Here is a 23326-nt window from a genome sequence, read left to right on the forward strand (position 1 = left end):
AGATATCTCCTGCGCAAGCAGCTACATATTCAATAGCAAAATGCATTTCTCCTCCCTCACCGCCCTGTGCGCGGCCCTGCTCTGCGCCAGCGCGGCCCACGCCGTACAGGACTGCGAACTCAACGGCCAATCCGTCAACCCCGACAACGGCAGCACCACCGCTGGCAAGACCGGCATCATGCGCTGCAAGGACCGCGACACCGGCCAGCTGACCCGCGAAGAAGAGCTGCAGAACGGCCGCTCCATGGGCCTGGACCGCTTCTACCAAAACGGCAAACTGCTGCGCGAGCGCCATGTCAACGAGCGCGGCAACAACCACGGCCTGGTGCGCGAATTCGCCCCCGACGGCACGGTGCTGCGCGAGTCCACCTACGACAACGGCAGCGAAGTCGGCCTAGTGCGCCGCAACCACCCGACGGGCACTCTGATGCGCGCCACCTACTACGGCACCGGTAACCAGGGCGAACTGGCCTATGCCGAACTGACGCCGCGCGGCCAGCTGCGCGCCCTGCGCTGCGGCGACAAACCGCTGCTGACGCCGCTGGTGGACGACGCCAAGCTCTGCGGCTTTGTGGGCGGCCCAGCATCGGTAGAGATGTTCAATGACACCGGCGTGCTGCAGATGCGCGCCCGCTACGCCAACGGCCAACGCCAGCGGCTGGAAGACCTCTACCCCAGTGGCAAGCCCGAGCGCGTGGAAGAAACCAAGGACGGCATCCGCTCCGAGCGCCGCTTTGCCGAAGACGGCGTGCTACGCCGCGAAACCCTGTGGCAGCTGGACGGCAAAACCTCCAGCAAGACCCTGGAGCGTGAATTCTCTGAACGGGGCAGCCTGGTGCGCGAGCAGAAATGGGCCGAGCGCCGCGCGGTCAGTGACGCCAGCTTCTACCTGAATGGCCAGCCCAAAAGCCGCATGCTGTATAGCCGCGACGGCAACACTAATTACGTGGACGAAACCGACTTCTATGACAGCGGCAAGCCATCCCGCACCGGGCGCTACATCCCGACCGACCGCTACAACCAGACCCCTATAGGCACCCACCAGTCCTTCAACGCCCAAGGCAAGCTGGTGGGCGAAGCCATCTACGACAGCCGTGGCCGCATCAGCCGCGAACGCGACTGGGACGACGACGGCAAGCTCTTGCACGACGACGAGGTGTTTGAAGACGGCTCGCGCAAGGCCTACGCCAAATAAAAAAGGGCGCTGCATCATGGCAGCGCCCCATTGGGTGGATTTATAAGAAATCGGCCCCTAGCGCAGGAAAAACCTGCGCCAGTAGCTACATATTTAATAGCAAACCAGCTCAGGCCGTGCGGCCACGCCCGGCCACCAGGGTGTCGCCCAGACCGACCAGGCCCATGGCCAGACGCCCGACAGCCGCGGCGGCGGAACGCAGGGCCAATGCCAGGTCGCGGCCCGGCTGGACCACACCGCCGCGCCATTGGGCACCGGCACTGGCGGCTTCCTGACGGCCGTCCCAGACCGCCTCGGTCTGTGGCTCCCAGCTGAAATAGGCAGCCTCGGTCTGGCCGGACTCGGTACCCAGCGCCCAGGTCTCCACCACCAGACGCTGGCCGGCCTGCAGGTTCAGGCTGTCTCCGGCCTCCAGGATGTGGTCGCCCAGCACCATGGTGTGGCCGGTGTGCGGGCCGTCCGTGGTGGCCCAAATCTTCCCCTGCGCCACACGGAACACGCCAGGCTGGCGCGGTTGCAACGTGGTAGCGTGCCCCGCATCCAGCTTCCAGCATTCCGTCAGAGCGGCCGCAGAAAGAGTGGATTGCAATGCAAGGGTGGTAGACATGGTGTACTCCAGATAATGTCGTTTTGGGAATGAATCATCGTTCTTGCCGTTCACGAGGTCCAATGAAATCGGACCGGGTTATTGATTCCCAAACCGCATGAATGGCACACTCCCCCCATGCTCCAACCGCAAACCCATTTACGTACCCGCCCCATCAGCGTGGGCCAGCTGCGCGCTTTCACCGCCGTGGCCCGGCACCTGAACTTCCGCGCCGCCTCAGAAGAGCTGGCACTCACCCAGTCGGCCGTCAGCCGGCAGATCCAGGCGTTGGAGGAAGAAGTCGGCGTACCGCTGTTCCTGCGCCACACCCGGGCTGTCGAGCTGACTGGCGCGGGCTCCCAATTGATGCGCAGCGTGACGCACGCGCTGGAGCAGCTGGACAGCACGGTGCGCATGATCCGCCGCAGCGCGGGGCGCAAAAGCGTGGCCGTCAGCACCTGGGCCTCGTTTGCATCCATGTGGCTGATCACCCGGCTGGAGGCCTTCCAGAGCGAATTCCCGGACATCGACATCCGCATCGACGCCACCGACAACCTGATCGACCTGGACACAGCAGATGTGGACCTGGCACTGCGCTACGCCAAGGCCGACATGGTGCCGCCAGGCGCGGTACGCATGTTTGGCGAACAGCTGACCGCCGTGGCCAGCCCCTGGCTACTGAAAACCGGCCAGCCCTTGGTGCGCGGCGAAGATCTGGCGCATTTCGCACTGATCGAGGCTGGTGACGCACACCGTGCGAACCACCTGGAATGGCTGTCTTGGCGGCGCTGGTTCGAGGTGCACCAGCTGGAGCATATAGAACCCAAACGCTGGATGTTCTTCAACTACGCTCACCAGATCGCCCAGGCCGCGCTCACCGGGCAAGGCATCGCGCTGGCGCGCATGCCGCTGATTGCCGACAGCCTGGCCAGTGGTGATCTAGTGGAAATACTGCCGCATATGCGGCTGGACTCACCCGTGGCCTACTGGATGGTGGTCGGCCCGCGCAGCGCCGAGCGACCGGAGATTAAGGCCTTCTGCGCTTGGTTGCAGCTACAGGCCCTGGCCACGCGCAAAGCCATAGGCGATACGCCGGACCCTGACACGGTGGATCACTTCGACTGACGCGTGAGCATGCGCCCAGCCCGTTGCAGCACGCCGTCGGCACCGGCTTCGCAGGCCAGTTGACCGTTGACGAACACCTGCTCAATGCCAATGGAGCGCTCCAGCGGGCTCGCGTAGCTGGCCATGTCCTGCACCCGTGCCGGGTCGAACACCACCACATCGGCAAACCAGCCGGGTTGCAGCTGGCCGCGCTGCTGCAGGCGGAAGTTGCGTGCCGACAGCCCCGTCATCTTGTAGACCGCCTGCTCCAGCGTGAACAGCTGCTCGTCGCGCGCATAGCGGCCCAGCACGCGCGGGAACGCGCCCCACAGGCGCGGATGCGGATGCTGGTCGTGCGGCAGGCCGTCCGAGCCGATCATGCTCAAGGGATGGGCCAGCACGCGCTTCACGTCGTCCTCGTGCATCTGGAAGTAGCAGGCGCCGCCAGGCTGCAGGCGCTGGCAGGCAGTTTGCTGGTCCACGCCCCACTCGGCCGCAATATCAGCCAGCAGGCGGCCGACCATTTCCGGGTGCGGTGTCGACCAACTGAGCAGCACATCGATCACGCCGTCCACCAGGTCCTCGCGCAGCACGGTGGAGCCGGCCAGGTAGGGGTAGACGTCCATGGCCACTCTCTGCCGTTCGGCCAGCTTCTCGATTAGCGGCAGGGTCTGCAAGGTGCGGCCCCAGTTGGCCGGGCCCGCGCATTTGTGGTGCGAGATGATCAGCGGCACGCCGGCGATGTGGGCTGTGTCGCCGGCCTCGTGCAAGGCCTCGATGATGGCCGCCATTTCGCTGCGCAAATGGGTGGCGTAGACGCCGTCGAACTGCGCCACCACCTGGGCCAGGCGCACCACCTCCTCCATGGGCGCGGCAAACGCCGGCTCGTAGAACAGTCCGCTTGAGAGGCCGGTGGCGCCCTGGGCCATGCATTGCGCCAGCAGCGCACACATGCGCTCCAGCTCGTCGGCGCTGGCCGGCTTGTCCATATCGGCCATGCAGGCAAAGCGCAAGGTGGTGTGGCCGATCAGTGAGGCCACATTCACCGCCGGCTGGGCTTGCTCCACGGCCGCGGTATAGGCCTCGAAAGCTGGGTATTTGAACGAGTCCTGGCCCAGCAGATTCAGCGGCGGCAGCGGCTGCTGCACCTGGTAGGGCGCGAGCGAAATACCGCAGTTGCCGGTCACCACCGTGGTGATGCCCTGCGACAGCTTGGGCCACATGCCGGGCGACTGCAGCACCAGGTTGTCGTCGTGGGTGTGCACGTCGATGAAGCCGGGTGCGATCACGCGGTAGCGGCAATCTAAGCGCTGCAGCCCGGGCAGATCTATGGCGAGCTTGGGGCCCATGGCGGCGATGCGGTCGCCCTGCAGCAATACGTCGCCGACCCAGGCGGGCGCGCCCGTGCCGTCGATGATGCGGCCCTGCTCCAGCAGCACAGCGGCTTGCGTCATGCGCCGTCTCCGGGCTCGGCAGGGTCCACGCCCCAGCTGAGCTGCGGGTGGTGCCGCATATCGACGCCCCGGGTGCTGAGGATTTCATGCACACCACCAAGGCGCTTCACCGCCTGGTCGCCCAGGCGCTGGGCCACCAGCACGGTCAATATTTCAATCACCGTCAGGTGCACTAAGTAGGCCTCGGTGCCGACATGCATCACCGGGTCTTCGGGCACATGGATGCCGAGCACGATGTCGGCATGCTGGGCCAACAGGCTGTCTTGCTGGGTCAGCGCGATTACCGTGGCGCCCTGGCTGCGCGCCACGTCCACCGCCTCGATCAGCGACGGCATGCGCCCCACGTGCGAGATGGCAAACACCACACCGCCGGGCATCTGCGTGGCGGCCGATACCAGCTGCAGATGCATGTCCAGATAGGCATTCGCCACCAGGCCCAGGCGGAACAGGCGCGCCTGCATGTCGGAAGCCATGAAGCTTGATGTGGCGCCAACGCTGTAGCAGTCCACCCGCGTGGCCGCCGCCATGGCGCGGGCCGCGGCTTCCACCGACTCCACGCTCAGTTGGGCCGGCACGCTGTTGATGGCCGAGGCCGCACCCTTGATGACCTTGGTGATCACCTGGGCCGCATCGTCCTCCAACCGCACCTTGCGGTGCAGGGGCGAGCCGCCAACCGCCATCTCCTGCGCGAGCGCCAGCTTGAATTCGCGCAGGCCCGGATAACCCAGGTCACGGCAGGTGCGCATGATGGTCGGCACCGAGCTGCCGGCGCGTTGGGCCAGGGCTTCAAAACTTTCATCGAGCACACGCTCGGGGTCTTGCAGCACCAGGGCCAGCACCTTGCGCCGGCCGGCCGGTGCGCTGACCATCAGGGCCGCGATTTTTTGGAGTACGCCAGAGGACATGCAGGCTTTCAAAAACAGGTCACCAGCGCATCACAGACGCCGTAGTCGGCATCGACCACCGGCATCCAGCGCCATTTGTCGAAGGTGGTGCAAGGGTGCGAAATCCCCAACGCCACACGGTCGCCGACCTGCAGCAGCGCGCTGCCGGCATCCGTCCAGCGCAGATAGGCATGCTGGTCGTTCAGCGCGCTGACAGTCCAGTCTGCGGGTGCCGTGCGGATGCTGCGGCCACCGCGCGGGCTGTAGGCGATGGGCGTGGGCAAATCGAGGTCATAGGACAGGTCGCGCCGCCCCACAGCCAGGATCGCCAGGCCAGGCTCGGGGCAGGACTGCACGCTGGCCCAGACTTCAATCGCCGGGTGCAAGCCGTCCTCGCAGCCCAGGCGCTGGTTCACCGCGTTCACCATGCGCTTGTAGAAGCCGTGGTCGTGCGTCACATAGCAGCCCGAGCGCAGCAAGCCGCGCACCGGGCGCGACAACTGCGGCTTCAGCTGTTCGGCCACCAGGTCGAAGATCGCCGAGCCGCCGGCCGTGATCAGCACCTCGTCGTCGGCAAACCAGCCTGCCGCATCACAGGCCAGGGCGATGGCGGCAACGCGCTGCATCAAGGCATTGGCGTAGGCGCTGTCGGGCTCGGTCTTGCCGCTGGCGCCGCCGCCTTCGTAGCACTCGATGCCGACCAGACGCGTGGCGCTGCTCTGGTGCAGGCGCTCGGCCAGGGCCAGCGCATCGGCGTGGTTGCGGCAACCGGTGCGGCCGCCGGGCACGCCGATCTCGATCATCACTTCAAACGGAGTGGCTTGCGGGTGGGCGCTGAACCAGGCTTCAATCAGCTCCAGCTGGGCCAGCGAATCCACCAGAAAGGCGATGCGCAGGCCTGCAAACTCCTGCTGCAGACTCTGTATGCCTTGCAGGTCGGAAGCGGTCAGCACCTGGTTGGCAATCAGGCAGCGGCGCGCGCCGGTGGTGGCGCCAGCGCGCACCTGGCCGACGGTAGCAAAGGTCAGGCCCCAGGCGCCCGCATCCAGCTGGCGCTGGAACAGCTGAGGCGACATGGTGGTCTTGCCGTGCGGCGCCATATCGACACCGCGCTCGGTGGCAAAGCGCTGCATCCATGACAGGTTGTGCGTGACGGCATCGCGCTTGACGATGGCCAGCGGCAGCGGCAGATCGCCGTCCAGCACATTCCAGCCTTGTGCTGCTACGGCAGAACGGCGCAGCGGAGCCGTGTTCTGCGGAAAGCCTTTGAACGAGACGTCGAGCTGGGGGTCCAGGATATCTTGCAGAGTCATATTCATTCCATGTTCACAAGGGGTAGATCATCGCGCAGGCAGGCCTTGAAACGGCCCTGCCCCAGGTCTTTGAGTTCAGGGCGCTGCTCGGCGCACAGCGCCATCGCGTGCGGGCAGCGGGTACGGAAGACGCAGCCAGACGGCGGGTCGATCGGGCTGGGGATATCACCCTGCAGCGGTACGTGCACGCTCTTGTGCTGCGGGTCGGGCTTGGGCGATGCGGCCAGCAGCGCCTGGGTGTAGGGGTGCAGCGGCTGGCTGAACAGATCGGCTGTAGGCGCCACCTCCATCACCCGGCCCAGGTACAGAACCACCACGCGGTCGCACAGGTATTCGACCACGTCCAGATCGTGGGATATGAACAGCATGGTCAGCGACAGCTTGTCGCGCAAGTCGCACAGCAGATTCACCACCTGGGCCTGGATGGACACGTCCAAAGCCGACAGCGGCTCGTCGGCGACGATGAATTCAGGCTCCACCGCCAAGGCCCGCGCCACGCCTATGCGCTGGCGCTGGCCGCCGGAGAACTCGTGCGGGTAACGCGCCGCATGCTCGGGCCGCAGGCCCACGGTTTCCAGCAGCTCGGCGATGCGCGCGGCGCGGGCCTGCTTGCCGCTATGCAGGCCGTGCACCTGCAGCGCTTCACCCAGGATGTCGCGAATACGCATCTTCGGGTTCAGGCTGGCATACGGGTCCTGGAAGATCATCTGCAGCTTGCTGCGCAGGGCGCGCATGCGGCTATCGGACGCCTTGCCCAGGTCTTCGCCGCGGTACAGCACCTGGCCTTGTGTGCTCTCCACCAGGCGCAGCAGGGTCCGGCCTATGGTACTTTTGCCGGAACCCGACTCGCCCACCAGGCCCAGGGTTTCGCCGCGCTGGATGGCGAAGGACACGTCGTCCACCGCGCGCACCGGACGCGTGCTGGCGCCGAAATACTTGTGCAGGCCGCGCACCTCGATCAGGGCTTCGCTCATGCGGCCTCCTTGTGCTGCATCACGTTGCGCTGCTCTATCGGCAGCACACAGCGGGCCCAGCGGCCCGGGCCTTCGGCATTCAGCACCGGCATGGCCTGCTGGCACAACGGCAGCGCCAGATCGCAGCGCGGTGCGAATGCGCAGCCTGGCGGCGGTGATAAGGGGCTCGAAACCTGGCCTCGGATCGCGTACAGCCTGCGTTTGCCGTCTGCGTTCAGCGCGCGTTTGCGCTGCTGCGCCGGCAGGCAGGCCAGCAGGCCCTGGGTGTAGGGATGGCGCGGCTGGGCGAACAGCTCGACCACTGGCGCGGCCTCGACGATGCGGCCAGCGTACATCACCGCCACTTCGTCTGCATGGTGGGCCACCACGCCGAGGTTATGGGTGATGAACAGAATGCCCATGCCGGTCTCGGCCTGCAGGCGCCGCATCAGCGCCAGGATCTGCGCCTGGATGGTCACGTCGAGTGCGGTGGTCGGCTCGTCGGCGATCAGCAGGGTCGGGTTGCAGGCCATGGCCAGGGCGATCATCACGCGTTGGCGCATGCCGCCTGAGAGCTGGTGCGGGTACTCCTTGACGCGCTGGACGGCGGCCGGTATCTCCACCAGCTCCAGCATGCGCTGGGCGTGGGCCATGGCGGCAGCGGCGTCCAGGCCCAGGTGCAGGCGGGCCGATTCGGCGATCTGCTCGCCAACGGTGAACACCGGGTTCAGGCTGGTCATCGGTTCCTGGAAGATCATCGCAATTTCGTTGCCGCGGATGGCGCGCATCTGCGACTCGGGCAGCTGCAGCAGGTCCACCGTGCGGCCGTCGCGCTGGGTAAACAACGCCTCGCCGCTGACCTGGGTGCTGGCGGTGCGCGACAGCAGGCGCATCAGGGTCAGGCTGGTGACGGACTTGCCCGAACCAGACTCGCCTACCAGCGCGGTGGTGCGGCCCGGATGGATCTGGAAGCTGACATCGGCCACCGAGCGGATCAGGCCCTCGTCGGTATCAAAGAAGGTGCTGAGATGGCGTACATCCAGCCGTGTGGGGTTGGGGGTCGTGGGGGTAGACATAGTTTTACAGGGACTTCTTCAGCCGGGGGTCCAGCAGGTCGCGCACACCATCGCCCAGCAGTTGCAGCGACAGCGCCGTCAGGATGATGGCCAGGCCGGGGAACAGCACGATCCACAGCGCCTGCTGCGCGTACTGCTGGCTGCCGGCGACCATGGTGCCCCAGGTGGGAATCTCGGGCGGCACGCCGACGCCCAGGAAGGACAAGGCGGCTTCGGCCAGGATGGCGTAGGCGAAGATGAACGAGGTCTGCACCAGGATCGGTGACATCAGGTTCGGCAGGATGTGGCGCCACAGAATGCGCCCTGTAGAGACGCCCAGCGCGCGCGCAGCCTCGACAAACAGCAGCTCGCGCACCACCAGGGTAGAGGCCCGCACCACCCGCGCCACGCGCGGTGTGTAGACCAGTACCAGGGCCAGCACCACGTTCAGCATCGACGGGCCGAGGATCGCCACCAGCGCGATTGCCAGCAGGATGTCGGGGAAGGACATCATCGCGTCCACGACGCGCATCACCGGCGCATCCAGCTTGCGAAAGAAGCCGGCCAGCAGACCGAACAAAGTACCAAAAACGATAGCACCTCCCGCAGTCAGTGCGGCGATGGTGAGCGAATAACGCCCGCCAAAGGCGATGCGGGCGAACAGGTCGCGGCCGAGCTCGTCGGTGCCCAGGATGTGCTCCATCGTCGGCTTGGACAGGCGTTGGCTGACCGCGGTGTCGTTCGGGTCAAACGGCGTTAGCACGCTGGCAAAGATGGCCACGATGACCACCAGCAGCAAGCAGATGGCGGCCGCCAGCACGATGCGGCGGCGGAATAATTTTTGCAGAACGTGGGGGATTTTCATGCGGACTCTGGCTCAATATTTCACGCGCGGATCGACCAGCATGTAGAGCAGATCGACCAGGAAATTGATGACCACGTAGATCACGGCGATCACCAGCAGAGCGCCCTGGATGACGGGATAGTCGCGGCGCAACACGGCGTTCACCACCAGGTTGCCGACGCCGGGCAGGCCGAACACGGTCTCGGTCACCACCGCGCCGCCAATCATCAGGGCCGTGGTCAGACCGAGCACGGTGACGATGGGCACCAGGGCATTGCGCAGCGCATGTTTGAGGATGACAACCTTCTCAGTCAGGCCCTTGGCACGGGCGGTGCGCACATAGTCTTCTTCCAGCACGTCGAGCATGGACGCGCGGGTAAAGCGGATGATCAGCGCCGAATTCAATACGCCGAGCACGGTGGCCGGCAGCACCAGATAGTGCAGGCGCTCGGCCAGCGTCGCGCCCGGATCGCCATAGCCGGACACCGGGAACCAGCCCAGCGCCACGGCAAAAATCTGCATCAGCACCAGGCCCAGCCAGAAGCTGGGGATGCTGGCCCCCAGCATGGCCAACCCGGTCACCACCTGGTCGATCCACTTGCCGCGGTACACCGCGGAAACGATGCCGCTGGGCACACCGATCAGCGCGGCGATGGCCACGGCCAGCAGGGCCAGCAAGGTGGTGGGCTCGGCCCGCTCCCACAGCGCCTGGGTCACAGGGCGCTGCAAGAAGATGGACTGGCCCAGGTTGCCATGCGCCAGCTCTTTCAGCCAATAGCCGAACTGCACGACCAGGGGCTGGTCCAACCCGTATTCGCGCTGTACGCGAACAATGTCTTCGGCCGTGGCCTGGTCGCCCAGCAGCACCGAAATCGGGTCGCCGGACGCGGCCCGCGTGAGGATGAACACCAGTACCGCTACCAGCGCCATCACCACCAGCATGCCCGCGATGCGGGAGGCAATATAGCGATACACAGAATTTCTCCTCAAGCAAACCAGCCGCAGCAGCGAAAGCCCGCTGCGGTCATTTTCAAAAAACCTACGCAGAGAACTCTATCGAGGATGCACTGCCCACCGCCACGTACTGGCCGGTGAATTGAATGTCGCCCTTGGTTACCCGGAAGATCGTCACGTTGTCGCCCTGCTTGTTATGGCACACGTACAAGAACCTGCCGCTCGGGTCGAGGGTACAGCTGCGCGGGTAGTTGCCACGCGTCCACTCTTCACGCACCAGCTTGGGCTCGCCAGCAGCATTGATCTTGAACAGCGAAATCGAGTCGTGCAAGCGGTTCAAGGACACAAAGTGCTGGCCATTGGGCAGCATGCGGATGCCAGACGCATAGCTGGTACCTTTGAAGCCCGGCGGCAAGGCCGAGGTTTCGCTAACCAGGGTCAGCACGCCCGTGCCACTGTTGTAGCGCATGAAGGCAATTGTCGACGCCTCTTCGTTCACCAAGTACAGCCACTTGCCATTCGGGTGGAAGCAGAAATGCCGCGCGCCCGAGCTTTCCGACACCGCCACGCTGCTGGGCTGGCTCAGCACACCGCTGCTGCGGTCGAACTTGTACGAGATCACACGGTCCAAGCCCAGATCGGCCACCAGCACAAAGTTGCCGCCCGGGTCGCTGTGCACCATATGGGCGTGCGGGCCGTCGTGGTCGCTGGTGGCAAAGCCTTCGTGCGACAGCGCGGCCTTGGGTACCACGTCAGCGCCGGGCTTGCACTGCGCACCGCCGCAGGCGTCCACATCCTTGTAGATGGCCACCGGCTTGTCGGTATCGAAACTGCCGTCGGCGCGCAGCGCAATCACACTGACATCGCCGCTGGAATAGTTGGCGGTAAACACAAAGCGTCCATCGGGATGCACGCTGACATAGGCCGGGTCTTTGCCCCCGCAGGGGATCTCGGCCACAAACGACAGCGCGCCATTGGCCTCGATGCGGTAGGCCGACACCGAGCCGCCGCTGTCGGGGCCGGCCACGGCCGAGAACTCGTTGCCGGCATACAGCATGCGCAGCGACGGATGGCGTGCCAACGAGGCCGGGTTGCGCAGCTTGCTGGCCGCGTCGCCGGTATTCAATACCGCTGCCGGTGCGCCGGCGATGGGCATCAGCGCGCCAGTTGCACTGTTCAGCGCGAACTGGTGTACGCCCAAACCACGCCCTCCGCGCCAGGGCTTGCCGCCATCGGTGTAGGTACCCACATAGGCGTACACGGGGCCGGAGCTAGCGGCTTGCGCGCTCAGCACGGTCAAACCCAAAGCTCCCAGGCCAGAAACGACGGCCGTGGCTTTGAGAAAGTGTCTGCGGCTGGCAGCGGTGTGGTCATAGTGCAATTCCTGGTCAGTAACACGAGATGGCATGGCATTTCCTGTGAATGGGTGGAAGGGGCGGGGCGAAATCAGGGCAGCACCAGGCCGCCCCGGTTTACTTCTTCAGGCCGGTGTTCCAGAAGAACGGCCAGGTGGCGGGTGTGTAGCCCTCCAGCGCTGGCGACTTGGCCGACAGGCTGTTGAACTTGCCCACGTTGATGTAAGGCACTTCGTCGTACACCACCTGCTGCACCTTGCCCCACAGCGCGGCGCGCTTGGCGGGGTTGGTTTCCTGGTTCAGCGCCGACAGTGCGGCCTGCTTGGCCGGCGTGGACCACCAGCCGGGCGCGCCATCGCCGAGTTGCGGCGGCGACAGCATGGGCTCGGGGAACTGGCCGGAATGGGTCACATAGATGTCCCACAGCTTGGAGTCGTTGCGGCGCTGCACCAAGGTAGCCCAGTCCACCACATTCAGATCGACCTTGAAGCCGGCCTTCTTCAGCTGCTCGGCCATGATCAAGGCCATGTTGTAGTGGAAGTCGTACTGGCGGCTGGTCAGGATGCGGATGGGGTCGCCCTTGTAGCCGGCAGTGGCGGCGGCCGCCTTGGCCTTGGCGGGGTTGCGTTCGTTGTATTTGTCAACACCAGCCGCCGAATAGAACGGCGTGCCCTTGGGGAAATGGTTGCCTTCAGCGGTGAAGAAACGTGTGTCGCCAAAACCGGCAGCCAGCATCTCGCCCTCGCCCAGCGCCACTTGCACGGCCTGACGCACGGCCAGCGGGGCCATCACACCTTCTTTGGTGTTGAACACCAGGTAAGGGAAGCCAAAAGACGGGGTCATGATGGGTATCACCTTGTCGGTAGCTTTTTCCAGGCGCGGCAGGGCTTCGATGGGCAACAGATCTGCAAACTGGAACTGGCCGGAAAGCGAGCCTTCGACCCGGGTGTTGGCATTCGGCACCGGGATGAATCGCAGCTCTTCGACCACCGCAGTCTTTTTGCCGCCGTAGCCGTTCGGTGCTTCTTTGCGTGCGCTATAGCCGTCAAAACGCGTCAACAGCACGTATTGATCCGGGTGGCGCTCTTTGAACTTGTACGGGCCGGTACCGACAAATTCCTTCAAGGGCTGGGCAATCGACTCCTTGGCCATGATGGCCGCCATGCCCGATGGCAAAGCCAGCTGCGGCAGCAGCGGTGCGTACGGGTTCTTCAGGCTGATGGTGATGGTCAGTGGGCCTTTGGCAGACAGGTCATCGACTTCTTTGGCCAACGCTTTGCCGCGCGGCGAAACTTCCATCCAGCGCTTCAGGCTGGCCACCACGTCGTCTGCAGTCAATGCCCGGCCGTTGTGCAGTTGCACGCCGGCGCGCAGCATGATGGTGTATTGCTTGCCATCGGCCGATACCTTGGGCATGGCTTCGGCCAGCATAGGCACCACATTCCACTTGGCATCGAAAGTAAACAGCGGCTCGTAGACGTGCTGCATGATGGTGCCGACCAGATCGGCGCTACTGGCCATTGGGTCCAGGGTTTGCGGCTCGGCCACCATGGCCAGATTGAGGGCAGACTTGGGTGCCTGTGCGTGCACGGTCCAAGGCAATAAAGCCGCGCCCATGGACAGCAGCAGAACCGTACGGCGGAGCAAGGCGGGGGTGGAGGGCTTCATCGCGAATCCTTTGGATTGAAAGTAATTTTCACAACGCAAAGAATATGCCAAGGAAAATCACCAAAAAATAGGTGAACACCCTTGTTTAATGAAAAATACTTTCACCAAAGAGGTGCAAAAACCGTGCTGCGTGCCAGAATGGGGCCTGAACCAACCCGCCCACAGGAGCCCCCCCGCATGCCGCTGATCCATTTAGGCAACCCACCCGTCGCGTCCGACCAGCAACCCCGCCCCTTCTCGCCCGCTGTGCGCGCAGGTGACTTCATCTATGTATCCGGCCAGGTGCCTGCTGATGAAAAAGGCGAAATCGTGGCCGGTGGCATTGAAGCGCAGACCCGCCAGGTGATGAAGAACCTAACGCAAGTACTAGCCTTGGCTGACTGCACGCTGGCCGATGTGTGCAAAACCACGGTGTGGCTGGAAGACGCACGCGATTTCGGCGCCTTCAACCGCGTGTACATGGGCTACTTTGGAGAAAAGAAACCCGCTCGCTCCACCACCGAAGCCCGTTTGATGGTGGACGCCAAGGTGGAAATCGACGTTATTGCCTACAAGCCGGCGTAACTAGAAAAACCGGTTTTCTTCTCGTAGTATCGTAGTAGGGCGAGCACAGCGAAGCCCGTTCCAGAACAACCGCGGAACTGGCTTGGCCAGGCCGCTGGTTGCGCCCCCTGCATGTCGCATCGGTTTTACAAACCGATGCGAGGGGGGTTGGCGGCCACATGCGCCTTCGGTTTTTCAAACCGATGTCGGGGCAAAGCGGGCAAGGCTGGGGGTGTTCAACCAGCTGGCCAGACGACGCCGTTATCGTTCAGGATCGCGTCAAGCGGCACGTCGTGCGGCTCGGGCTCGAATTCATCCAAATACCCCTGGGTAAAGCCCAGGCCCACCGTGAAAGGCTTGGGGTCCAGGCTGGCCAGCATGCGGTCATAAAAACCACCACCATAGCCCAGGCGGTACCCCCCGGCGGCATAGCCTACGCAGGGCACAAACAGCAGCGAGGGGAACACCAGCTCAGTGGCCTGGGGCTTGAGAATGCCGTAGGCATCTTCTTCCATGGGGCAGCCCGGGTACCAAGCGTGGAAAGTCATGGTCTTGTGCTGCTTGTTGACCACGGGCAAACCAATGCGCTTGAGTTGCGGACCATCCAGCAGTTCACCGTCTTCCTTCCAGCGGTGCAAGGCGGGCAAGGGATCGAACTCGCCCTTGATGGGCCAGTAGGCGCCAATCACGGTGTCGGGCCGGCCCACCAGCCAGATACGCATCACCCTTTGTAGCAAATCGGCACGCTCCAAGCGGTCGGGCATCTCCAGGCGTTGTGCGACCAGCGCTTCGCGCAGGGCTTTTTTGTCCAGTGCCTTGTCGTTCATTGAGTTGTCCATAATCCCCACATGCAAGTTCCAGCCATTTTGACATCGTTCACGCTCGCCCTCGGTATCGTATTCGCAGGCTCGGCCTGTAGCCAACCCAAGTCCGATCCTGTCGCCGACAGCGCCATGGTGGACATCAACCAAGCCTTCAAACGTGGTGACCGCAAGCGCGTAGCTGCCCTGCTGCCCCAGGTACATGGCCATATCCTGGAGCCCTGGGCTGCCTACTGGGACCAGCGGCTGCGCCTGGACGAAATGACCCCCCTGGACATGCAGAGCTTCAGCAGCCGCTTCCCGGCCAGCTACCAGGAAGACCGCCTGCGCAACGACTGGCTGCTGCTGCTGGGCCAGCGCCGAGACTGGACCACGTTTGAAGACGAACACGCGCGCTACCGCATGGTGGACGACCGAGAGGTGCGCTGCTACGCCCTGCTGATCGAGCAGATCAAGCAAGGCGCCGATTCACCGCCGGCCCTGGCGGACGAAGTACGCCGCAACTGGTACGCCCAGCGCGACGCGGACGACGGCTGCACCCAGGCCGCAGGCCAGCTCTACGCCGCCAAGAAATTCAAGGATCTGGACATCTGGCGCAAGGCAAGGCTGGCGGTAGAGGCCAACCGCCCGCGCATGGCCGCCAAAGCTGTGGAAATCGTCGCACCCGAATCGCTGCCCCTGCTGAACAGCCTGAACGACAGCCCCGCCAAGTTTCTGACCAGCAAGGTCACCGCCCTGTCACGCACGCGGCGCGAAATCATCATGCTGGCCGTGATCAAGATGGCGATCAACGATGCCGATGCGGCAGCCACGGTACTGGACGCCAAATGGGGTTCGCAGCTCAATGCCGAGGAACGCAACTGGACCTGGGGCGTGATCGGCAAGCAGGCCGCCATGCGCTTGTCACTGGCCGCGCCAGACTACTACGCCAAGGTCAGCAAAGACAGTGACCTGACCGATGACATGCTGGCCTGGAAGGCCCGCAGCGCTCTGCGCATGGGCCGCTGGAAAGATGTGCTGAACGCCACCGAAGCCATGGGCGACGACGGGCAACAGGACGCCACCTGGGTGTACTGGCGCGCACGCGCACTGCAGGCCCTGGCCAAATCCGACCTGGACCGCGAAGAGCCCAAGCGCCTGTTGCAAAGCATTGCTGGCGTACGCGGCTTCTACGAACAGCTGGCGTTGGAAGAGTTGGGCCAGAAAATCAGCGTACCGCCACGCCCGGCCAGCACCACGGCAGAGGAACGTGACACGGCCCGCGCCAACCTCGGCCTGCAACGCAGCCTGGCAGCGATCCAGTTGGGCCTGCGCAGCGAAGGCAATCGCGAATGGAACTACACAACCAATCTGCACAGCCCCGGCGGCATGAACGACCGCGAGCTGCTGGCCGCCGCCGAGCTGGCTTGCCAGCGCGAAGTATGGGACCGCTGCATCAACACCAGCGACCGCACCCGGGGCGTGATGGATTTTGACCAACGCTTCCCCATGCCCTTCCGCGATACCGTGGTGCGGCGCAGCCGAGAGATCAACCTGGACCCGGCTTTTGTCTACGGCCTGATACGCCAGGAGTCGCGCTTCGTAATGGATGCACGCTCCGGCGTGGGCGCCTCCGGCCTGATGCAGGTGATGCCGGCCACCGCCCGCTGGACCGCCAAGAAGATCGGCCTGGCCGGCTTCACCGCCGACCAGCTGAACGACCGCGACACCAATATCACCATCGGCACCGGCTACCTGAAGCTGGTGCTGGACGACTTCACCGGCTCCATGGCCCTGGCCGCGGCAGCCTACAACGCCGGACCGGGCCGGCCCCGCAGCTGGCGCAATGGCCCGGTGCTGGAGGCCGCCATATGGGCCGAGAATGTGCCGTTCACCGAGACCCGCGACTATGTGAAAAAGGTCTTGTCCAACACCACCAACTACGCCGCCATCCTGACAGGCCAGCCCCAGTCGCTGAAGGCCCGTCTGGGTAATATCGGCCCTCTCGACCCGAATACGGTCGAGCCCATCAAGGACTTGCCATGAACACCTCCACCGTCGCCGCTGCCTCTCCCTACGGCACCCTGCCCCCGGCCAGCCCGCTGGCGCAGCGCAAACCCATCAGCCTGCCCCGCCTGGCGGAAATGCACGACCGTGGCGAAAAGATCACCATGCTGACGGCCTATGACGCCACCTTCGCCGCCGTGGCCGATGCCGCCGGCGTGGAATGCCTGCTGGTCGGTGACTCACTGGGCATGGTCTGCCAGGGCCTGCACAACACCGTGGGCGTAAGCCTGGAAACCATGCGTTACCACACTGAAAGCGTGGTACGAGGCCTGCAGCGCACCCAGGCCACTGCCTGGGTGATTGCCGACCTGCCGTTTGGCAGCTACCACGAAGGCCCTGAGCAAGCCCTGCGCAGCGCAGCCGTGTTGATGCAGGCTGGTGCACACATGGTCAAGCTAGAAGGCGGTGGCTGGACCAGCGACACCGTGCAGTTTCTGGTCGAGCGTGGCATACCCGTCTGCGCCCATCTGGGCCTGACGCCTCAAACCGTGCACGCCCTGGGCGGCTACCGCGTACAGGGCCGCTCCGACGCGGCGGCCAGCACGCTGCGCCTGCACGCCCATGCGCTGCAAGATGCGGGCGCCGCCATGGTGGTACTGGAAATGGTGCCTGCCCCACTGGCGGCCGAGCTGACCACCGAACTCAAGCACTGCGCCACCATCGGCATCGGTGCGGGCAAGGACACGGCCGGCCAGGTGCTGGTGCTGCACGACATGCTGGGTATCAATTTAGGTAAGATGCCGCGCTTTGTACGCAACTTCATGCTGGACAACACCAGCGTGCGCGGCGCGATGGAAGCCTATGTACGCGCCGTGAAAGACGGCAGTTTTCCAGACAACAGCCAGCACGCCTGGTAGTAGCTATAAGGCGCAGGCTTGACGGACCGGACGGGCAAGCAGCCCGCCGATCCACCGGCCATAAGCTCCATTTTTGATTCTTGCCGATGTACATCGCCCACACCATTGAAGAACTGCGCGCCCACCTGGGCGGCTTCCAGCACCCGGCCTTTGTGCCGACCATGGGCAATCTGCACGAAGGCCACCTGGCCCTGGTGCGCCAGGCCAAGCCTCTGGGCGATGTGACCGTGGCCAGCATCTTCGTGAACCGGCTGCAGTTCCTGCCGCACGAAGACTTCGACAGCTACCCGCGCACCTGGGACAAAGACTGCGCCCAGCTGCAGGCTGCAGGCTGTGATGTGCTGTTTGCGCCGAACGAGAAAGAACTCTACCCCGAGCCGCAAAGCTTCAAGGTCCACCCGCCGGCTGAAATTGCCGACCTGCTCGAAGGCCACTTCCGCCCCGGCTTTTTTATTGGCGTATGCACCGTGGTGATGAAGCTGTTCCAGTGCGTTTTTTCCGAGGCCCAGGGCCGGCGCACGGCCGTGTTCGGCCAGAAAGACTACCAGCAGCTGCTGGTGATACGCCGCATGGTGCAGCAGTTTGCACTGCCGGTGGAGGTGCTGGGCGGCACCACCTGCCGCGCTGCGGACGGTCTGGCCCTGTCCTCCCGCAACAGCTACCTGAGCCCAGACGAACGCGCCGAGGCGGTGCAACTATCTGGCGTACTGCGCACCCTGGCTACAGCCCTACGCCAGGGCTGCACAGACATCGCCGGCCTGGAAGCCCAGGCCATGGACACGCTACGCCAGCGCGGCTGGCTGCCCGACTATGTGGTGGCGCGCCGACGCAGCGACCTGCAACGCCCCGTGGCCAACGAGCCCCTGGTGGTACTGGCCGCCGCGCGGCTGGGCAGCACCCGGCTGATCGACAACCTGGAAGTCTAAAACCAATCGCTACAAATAAAATAGCTGCTAGCGCAGGATTTACCTGCGCTAGCAGCTATTTTTATATGAAACCTGCGGGCCTGTTGGTGCTCAGGCGCTGGCACCCGCACGCGAAATGGACACACCGGCGACCATGGGCTGACCCAGGATTTCCGGGTCGGCCGTACGCTTGGCGGCCACGCCCTCCGCGTCGAACAAATGCATGCAGTGCGGCGGAAAGTACAGGTGCACTTGGTTGCCCACGCTGCAGCGGGTCTGGCCGTTTTCACGCACCGTGACCAGCTCTCCACCGGCCAGGCGCACATAGATGTAGCTGGCTTCGCCCAGCTGCTCCAGGAATGCCACCAGGCCATCCACCACATTGGCACCGCCCCCTTGCACGTTTGACACGATCTGCACATGCTCAGGGCGCACGCCCAAGGTCACGGCACTGTTCGCAGCCACGCGCGATGCATCCACCGCGGCGTGCACATCCACCTCGGCCACCTTGGCAACCGCCTCGGCGCCGGAGGCGTGGCTCAAGCGAGCTTCCACAAAGTTCATCTTCGGGCTGCCGATGAAGCCGGCCACGAACTTGTTGACTGGGCGGTGGTACAGCTCCAGCGGCGCGCCGCATTGGGCCACGCTGCCATCACGCTGCACCGCCTCGCCGGCGTTCAACAGCACGATCTTGTCGGCCAAGGTCATGGCCTCGACCTGGTCGTGGGTCACGTAGATCATGCTGGCGGTGCCGATGTCCTTGTGCAGCTTGGCGATCTCCAGCCGGGTCTGCACGCGCAGCGAAGCGTCCAGGTTCGACAATGGCTCATCGAACAAGAACACATCCGGCTCGCGCACGATGGCCCGGCCAATTGCCACCCGCTGGCGCTGGCCGCCGGACAGCTCTTTGGGCAGGCGCTTCAGCAGCGGGTCCAGCTGCAGAATCTTGGATGCCTTGCGCACCCGCTGCTCCACGGTCGCGGTGTCGGTCTTGGCCTGCTTCAGACCGAAAGCCATGTTGTCGTACACGCTCATGTGCGGATACAGCGCATAGCTTTGGAACACCATGGCCACGCCCCGGCGCGAAGGCGGGGTTTCGTTCATGCGCTGGCCCTTGATGCTGAGCTCGCCGCTGGTAATGTCCTCCAGGCCAGCGACCATGCGCAGCAATGTGGACTTGCCACAGCCTGAGGGGCCGACAAACACCACGAACTCGCCGCGCTCAATATCCAGGTCTACTTTGCGGATGGTGTCCGGCACGCTGCTGCTGTAGCGCTTGTGCACGTCACGGAAGCGGATTTCTGACATGGTTGTCTCCTACTTATTTCTGAATTAAAGCGTCGCGAACAGCACGCCATACGGTGGCAACACCAGGTCTTGGCCGTCCTGGCGGCCGGATGGCAAGCCAGACGGCGTCTCCACCTTGTGTACCTGCAGGCCTGCGGGCAAGGCATAGCGCACGGCATTTGTCCCCATATTGAAAGCACACAGCAATGCAGCATCGCCACTGCGACGCACAAAGGCCAACACCGCATCGTGCTCCGCCAGCAGCTCGATGCTGCCGGTGCGCAGCACCTCAAAACCACGGCGCCAGGCCAGCATGGCCTTGTAGAAATGGAACAGCGAATCCGGGTCCGCCATCTGGCTGCGCGCTGCCAACGGCAAATGCTCGGGCCACATCGGCAGCCAGGTTTTGGCTGCCGTGCTGAAGCCGGCATGGGCCGCGTTAACGTCCCAGGCCATGGGCGTGCGGCAACCATCGCGCCCCACGAATTCGGGCCACATGGCAATGCCATACGGGTCCTGCAGATCTTCCACGGCCAGGGTAGCCTCCGTCAGACCCAGCTCGTCGCCCTGGTAGATACAGGGCGAGCCACGCAGGCTGAGCTGCATGGCAAAAACCAGGCGCTGCCAGGCATGGTTGTCGCCCGGCTGCTTCCACCGGCTGGCCACACGCACGCAGTCGTGGTTGGACAGTGCCCAACACGCCCAGCCGTCCTGGTTGACGGCCTCCAGGTTACGCAACACGGAGTGCACAAAGCGGGCATCGCAGCGCGGGCCCAGCAGGTCAAACGCATAGGCGGTGTGCAGCTTGTCGCCACCGCTGGTGTATTCCGCAATACGGGCGGCAGCATCGTCATCGCCGATTTCACCCACGGTCATCAGATCCGGGTACTGGTCCAGCAGCTTGCGGATGCGGCGCAGAAAATCCAGGTTCTCCGGCTGGCTCTTGTCATACACATGACGCTGCCAGCCATAGGGGTTGACCTTGTTCACGGAGGGATCGTCCGTAGGCATGCCGCGTGCCGGGTTGTCGCGCAGCTGCGCGTCGTGCACGCAGAAGTTGACGGCGTCCAGGCGGAAACCATCTACGCCCCGGTTCAGCCAGAACTGCATATTGTCCAGCGACGCTTGCTGCACTTCCGGGTTGTGGAAGTTCAAGTCAGGCTGGCTGGTGAGGAAGTTGTGCATGTAGTACTGGCAGCGGCGGGTGTCCCACTGCCAGGCGCTTCCGCCAAAGATGGACAGCCAATTGTTCGGCGGTGTGCCGTCTTCCTTGGGGTCGGCCCAGACGAACCAGTCGGCGCGCGGGTTGTCGCGGCTGGAGCGCGACTCCACAAACCAGGGGTGCTGGTCGGAGCAGTGGCTGAGCACCTGGTCGATCAGCACCTTGATGCCCAAAGCATGGGCCTTGGCCACCACGGCATCGAAGTCGGCCAGCGTGCCGAAAATGCCATCCACCTGGCGGTAGTCCGAAATGTCGTAGCCAAAGTCCTTCATCGGACTTTGGAAAAACGGCGACAGCCAGATTGCATCCACACCCAGCTCGGCCAAGTAGGGCAGGCGTTGCACCACGCCGGTCAGGTCGCCAATACCGTCGCCATTGCTATCTTGAAAACTACGCGGGTAGATCTGGTAGATCACCCCGCCACGCCACCACCCATTTGCCTGCGCCATGCTCAGCCTTTCACTGCGCCAGAGGTCAAACCACCCACAATCTTGCGCTGGAATATCAGCACCAGGGCAATCAACGGCAAGGTCACCAGCACCGAGGCCGCCATGATCTTGCCCCACGGAATTTCATATTTGTCGGCACCGCTAATGAGGGAAATGGACACCGGCACGGTGCGGTCGTTGTTGTTCAGGACGAATGTCAGGGCGAACATGAACTCGTTCCAGGCGGCAATAAAAGCCAACAGCCCGGTGGTCACCAGAGCCGGCCACATCACCGGCAAGAACACCTTGACGATGATGCCCCAGGGGGTGCAGCCGTCCATAATGGCGGCCTCCTCCAATTCCTTGGGCAGGTCGCGCACAAAGGTGGTCAGCACCCACACGGTGAACGGCAGCGTGAACACCATGTACGGCAGGGTCAGGCCCCACCAGTGGTTGTACAGACCAAAAGCCTGCATCAGCTCGAACATGCCTGACAGCACCGCCACCTGCGGGAACATGGACACGGCCAGCACGGTCAATAGCAGCAGGCCGCGACCGCGGAACTGGATGCGGCCCAGCGCGTAAGCCGCCGTCACGCCCAGGAACAACGAGGCGATGACCACCATGGTCGATACCGCCACCGAGTTCAGGATGTGGCGCCCAAAGGGGTGCTCTGCCACCGTAAACATGGCGATGTAGTTCTTCAGCGAAGGTGCGGCAGGCCATAGCGAACTGCTGAACAGCTCGGTACCCGACTTCAATGAAGTGACGATGGCGTAATAAAACGGGAACAGGCAAAACAGCGAGATGATCGCCACCAGGGCGTACAGGCCGATGGAGCCCAGTATTTTTTGAAAAGTGTGGTTCATGCTGGATCTCCTTATTTCTTGCCACCCAGATCTACCCGGGACAGCTTGAGGTACAGCAGAGTGCACACCGCAATGATGAGAAACAACACAGTGGAAGCGGCCGAGCCATAGCCCACATAGTTGTTATCCACGATTTCACGCCGCACAAAGCCCGACATGCTGATGGTGTCCACACTGTTGGAGGTCATCACATAGATGATGTCGAACACCCGCAACGCATCCAGCAAACGGAAGATTACAGCGACCATCAGAGCCGGCCAGATCAGCGGCAGGGTGACCTTGAAGAACACCCGCACCGGGTGGATGCCGTCCACATGGGCGGCTTCATAACAATCGGTTGGCAGCATCTGCAGCGCCGCCAAGGTCAGCAGGGCCATGAAGGGTGTGGTCTTCCACACGTCGACCAGCATGACCGACCACAGCGCGTAGTCGGGATCAGCGGTCCAGGCGATGTTGTGGTCGATGATGCCCGCCCCCTTGAGCATGGCATTCATGACGCCAAACTGGTCGTGCATGATCCAGGCCCACATCTTGGCCGACACAATGGTAGGTATGGCCCAAGGCACTAGCACGGCCGCTCGCACAAAGGAGCGGCCCTTGAAATTCGCGTTCAGCACCAGCGCAAAGATGATGCCCAGTATGGTTTCAATAACCACCGAAACTATCGAGAACTTGAAGGTATTGCGAATGGCCATACCCCAGTCGGTGTTCCAGAAACCCTCTACCGCCTCCAGATTGAATACACCGTATTTACCGAAATAGTTCTGCAAACCCACCATGTTGTAAGAGGACTCGCCGATGTTCTCAAGCGTAGCGTCTGTGAAGCTGAACCAGATCGTGCGGCCCAGCGGCCAGCCCGCCACCAGCAATAGCACCAGCAAGGTTGGCGCCAGAAATATCCAGGCACTGCGTGTGCGCTCGCGGGTAAGTTCGGATGTTTTTTTGCGCATGGCGACTCCTGGGATCGATGTGCTGAACGGGCT

At 63.6% G+C, this 23326-nt stretch carries 21 protein-coding genes; 6 read left to right on the forward strand and 15 right to left on the reverse strand.

The features are described 5' to 3' along the window. The first annotated feature begins 40 nt into the window (after positions 1-40). Positions 41-1195: a toxin-antitoxin system YwqK family antitoxin gene (locus tag AC07VY_RS08305; protein WP_495097027.1), complete on the forward strand. Its 1155-nt coding sequence runs from the start codon at positions 41-43 to the stop codon at positions 1193-1195. A gap of 109 nt (positions 1196-1304) precedes the next feature. On the opposite strand, the gene AC07VY_RS08310 is transcribed toward AC07VY_RS08305, so the two are convergent. Then, the gene (locus tag AC07VY_RS08310) at positions 1305-1802 is read right to left on the reverse strand and encodes a DUF2917 domain-containing protein (RefSeq protein WP_495097026.1); all 498 of its coding nucleotides are present in this window, start codon (positions 1800-1802) and stop codon (positions 1305-1307) included. A gap of 117 nt (positions 1803-1919) precedes the next feature. Between AC07VY_RS08310 and AC07VY_RS08315 the strand changes: the two genes are divergently transcribed. Continuing rightward, positions 1920-2906, forward strand: coding sequence for a LysR substrate-binding domain-containing protein (locus AC07VY_RS08315; protein WP_495097025.1), 987 nt, complete (start codon positions 1920-1922; stop codon positions 2904-2906). On the opposite strand, the gene AC07VY_RS08320 is transcribed toward AC07VY_RS08315, so the two are convergent. From AC07VY_RS08320 to AC07VY_RS08360, 9 genes are all read right to left on the reverse strand, one after another. Then, entirely contained in the window at positions 2894-4339 is a 1446-nt protein-coding gene (locus AC07VY_RS08320; protein WP_495097024.1) for an N-acyl-D-amino-acid deacylase family protein, read from the reverse strand. The genes AC07VY_RS08315 and AC07VY_RS08320 overlap by 13 nt on opposite strands. Next, positions 4336-5244: a MurR/RpiR family transcriptional regulator gene (locus AC07VY_RS08325; protein WP_495097023.1), complete on the reverse strand. Its 909-nt coding sequence runs from the start codon at positions 5242-5244 to the stop codon at positions 4336-4338. Before AC07VY_RS08325 ends, AC07VY_RS08320 begins: the two co-directional genes overlap by 4 nt. Before the next feature lie 8 nt (positions 5245-5252). Next, the gene (locus AC07VY_RS08330; protein WP_495097022.1) at positions 5253-6542 is read right to left on the reverse strand and encodes an amino acid deaminase; all 1290 of its coding nucleotides are present in this window, start codon (positions 6540-6542) and stop codon (positions 5253-5255) included. Next, positions 6539-7510 (reverse strand): ABC transporter ATP-binding protein, encoded by a 972-nt coding sequence (locus tag AC07VY_RS08335; RefSeq protein WP_495097021.1) that lies wholly within the window; start codon positions 7508-7510, stop codon positions 6539-6541. The genes AC07VY_RS08330 and AC07VY_RS08335 overlap by 4 nt, the downstream gene beginning before the upstream one ends. Beyond that, positions 7507-8565 carry an ABC transporter ATP-binding protein gene (locus AC07VY_RS08340; RefSeq protein WP_495097020.1) on the reverse strand — a complete coding sequence of 353 codons (1059 nt, stop codon included), beginning with the start codon at positions 8563-8565 and terminating at the stop codon, positions 7507-7509. Before AC07VY_RS08340 ends, AC07VY_RS08335 begins: the two co-directional genes overlap by 4 nt. Before the next feature lie 4 nt (positions 8566-8569). After that, the gene (locus AC07VY_RS08345; protein WP_495097019.1) at positions 8570-9409 is read right to left on the reverse strand and encodes an ABC transporter permease; all 840 of its coding nucleotides are present in this window, start codon (positions 9407-9409) and stop codon (positions 8570-8572) included. Between the two features lie 12 nt (positions 9410-9421). Continuing rightward, positions 9422-10363, reverse strand: a complete 942-nt coding sequence (locus AC07VY_RS08350; RefSeq protein ID WP_116607346.1) for an ABC transporter permease — start codon at positions 10361-10363, stop codon at positions 9422-9424. A 64-nt stretch (positions 10364-10427) separates the two neighbouring features. After that, positions 10428-11750, reverse strand: coding sequence for a lactonase family protein (locus AC07VY_RS08355; RefSeq protein WP_495097018.1), 1323 nt, complete (start codon positions 11748-11750; stop codon positions 10428-10430). Between the two features lie 64 nt (positions 11751-11814). After that, the gene (locus AC07VY_RS08360; protein ID WP_495097017.1) at positions 11815-13365 is read right to left on the reverse strand and encodes an ABC transporter substrate-binding protein; all 1551 of its coding nucleotides are present in this window, start codon (positions 13363-13365) and stop codon (positions 11815-11817) included. 177 nt (positions 13366-13542) lie between these two features. Between AC07VY_RS08360 and AC07VY_RS08365 the strand changes: the two genes are divergently transcribed. Beyond that, the gene (locus AC07VY_RS08365) at positions 13543-13929 is read left to right on the forward strand and encodes a RidA family protein (protein ID WP_495073871.1); all 387 of its coding nucleotides are present in this window, start codon (positions 13543-13545) and stop codon (positions 13927-13929) included. Between the two features lie 215 nt (positions 13930-14144). Here AC07VY_RS08365 and AC07VY_RS08370 read toward each other — a convergent pair whose 3' ends face one another. Further along, positions 14145-14720 (reverse strand): 5-formyltetrahydrofolate cyclo-ligase, encoded by a 576-nt coding sequence (locus AC07VY_RS08370; RefSeq protein WP_495074217.1) that lies wholly within the window; start codon positions 14718-14720, stop codon positions 14145-14147. Between the two features lie 36 nt (positions 14721-14756). Here AC07VY_RS08370 and AC07VY_RS08375 point away from each other — a divergent pair, with 36 nt between their 5' ends. From AC07VY_RS08375 to panC, 3 genes are all read left to right on the forward strand, one after another. Then, positions 14757-16754 carry a lytic transglycosylase domain-containing protein gene (locus AC07VY_RS08375; RefSeq protein WP_495097016.1) on the forward strand — a complete coding sequence of 666 codons (1998 nt, stop codon included), beginning with the start codon at positions 14757-14759 and terminating at the stop codon, positions 16752-16754. Next, the gene (gene panB, locus AC07VY_RS08380) at positions 16751-17632 is read left to right on the forward strand and encodes a 3-methyl-2-oxobutanoate hydroxymethyltransferase (protein ID WP_495097015.1); all 882 of its coding nucleotides are present in this window, start codon (positions 16751-16753) and stop codon (positions 17630-17632) included. Before AC07VY_RS08375 ends, panB begins: the two co-directional genes overlap by 4 nt. An 86-nt stretch (positions 17633-17718) precedes the next feature. Further along, positions 17719-18558 carry a pantoate--beta-alanine ligase gene (panC, locus tag AC07VY_RS08385; RefSeq protein ID WP_495097014.1) on the forward strand — a complete coding sequence of 280 codons (840 nt, stop codon included), beginning with the start codon at positions 17719-17721 and terminating at the stop codon, positions 18556-18558. Between the two features lie 90 nt (positions 18559-18648). On the opposite strand, the gene AC07VY_RS08390 is transcribed toward panC, so the two are convergent. The 4 genes from AC07VY_RS08390 to AC07VY_RS08405 are packed head-to-tail and all read right to left on the reverse strand — an operon-like array spanning position 18649 to position 23293. Beyond that, positions 18649-19845, reverse strand: coding sequence for an ABC transporter ATP-binding protein (locus AC07VY_RS08390; RefSeq protein WP_495097013.1), 1197 nt, complete (start codon positions 19843-19845; stop codon positions 18649-18651). A gap of 24 nt (positions 19846-19869) precedes the next feature. Next, entirely contained in the window at positions 19870-21495 is a 1626-nt protein-coding gene (locus AC07VY_RS08395; protein ID WP_495097012.1) for an alpha-glucosidase, read from the reverse strand. Between the two features lie 2 nt (positions 21496-21497). Next, on the reverse strand, positions 21498-22343 hold the full coding sequence (locus AC07VY_RS08400; protein WP_495073877.1) for a carbohydrate ABC transporter permease: 846 nt from the start codon (positions 22341-22343) through the stop codon (positions 21498-21500). Positions 22344-22354: 11 nt separating this feature from the next. Continuing rightward, positions 22355-23293 (reverse strand): carbohydrate ABC transporter permease, encoded by a 939-nt coding sequence (locus AC07VY_RS08405; protein WP_495097011.1) that lies wholly within the window; start codon positions 23291-23293, stop codon positions 22355-22357. Positions 23294-23326 lie beyond the last annotated feature (33 nt).

The organism is Rhodoferax sp. GW821-FHT02C08 (genome assembly GCF_059421805.1).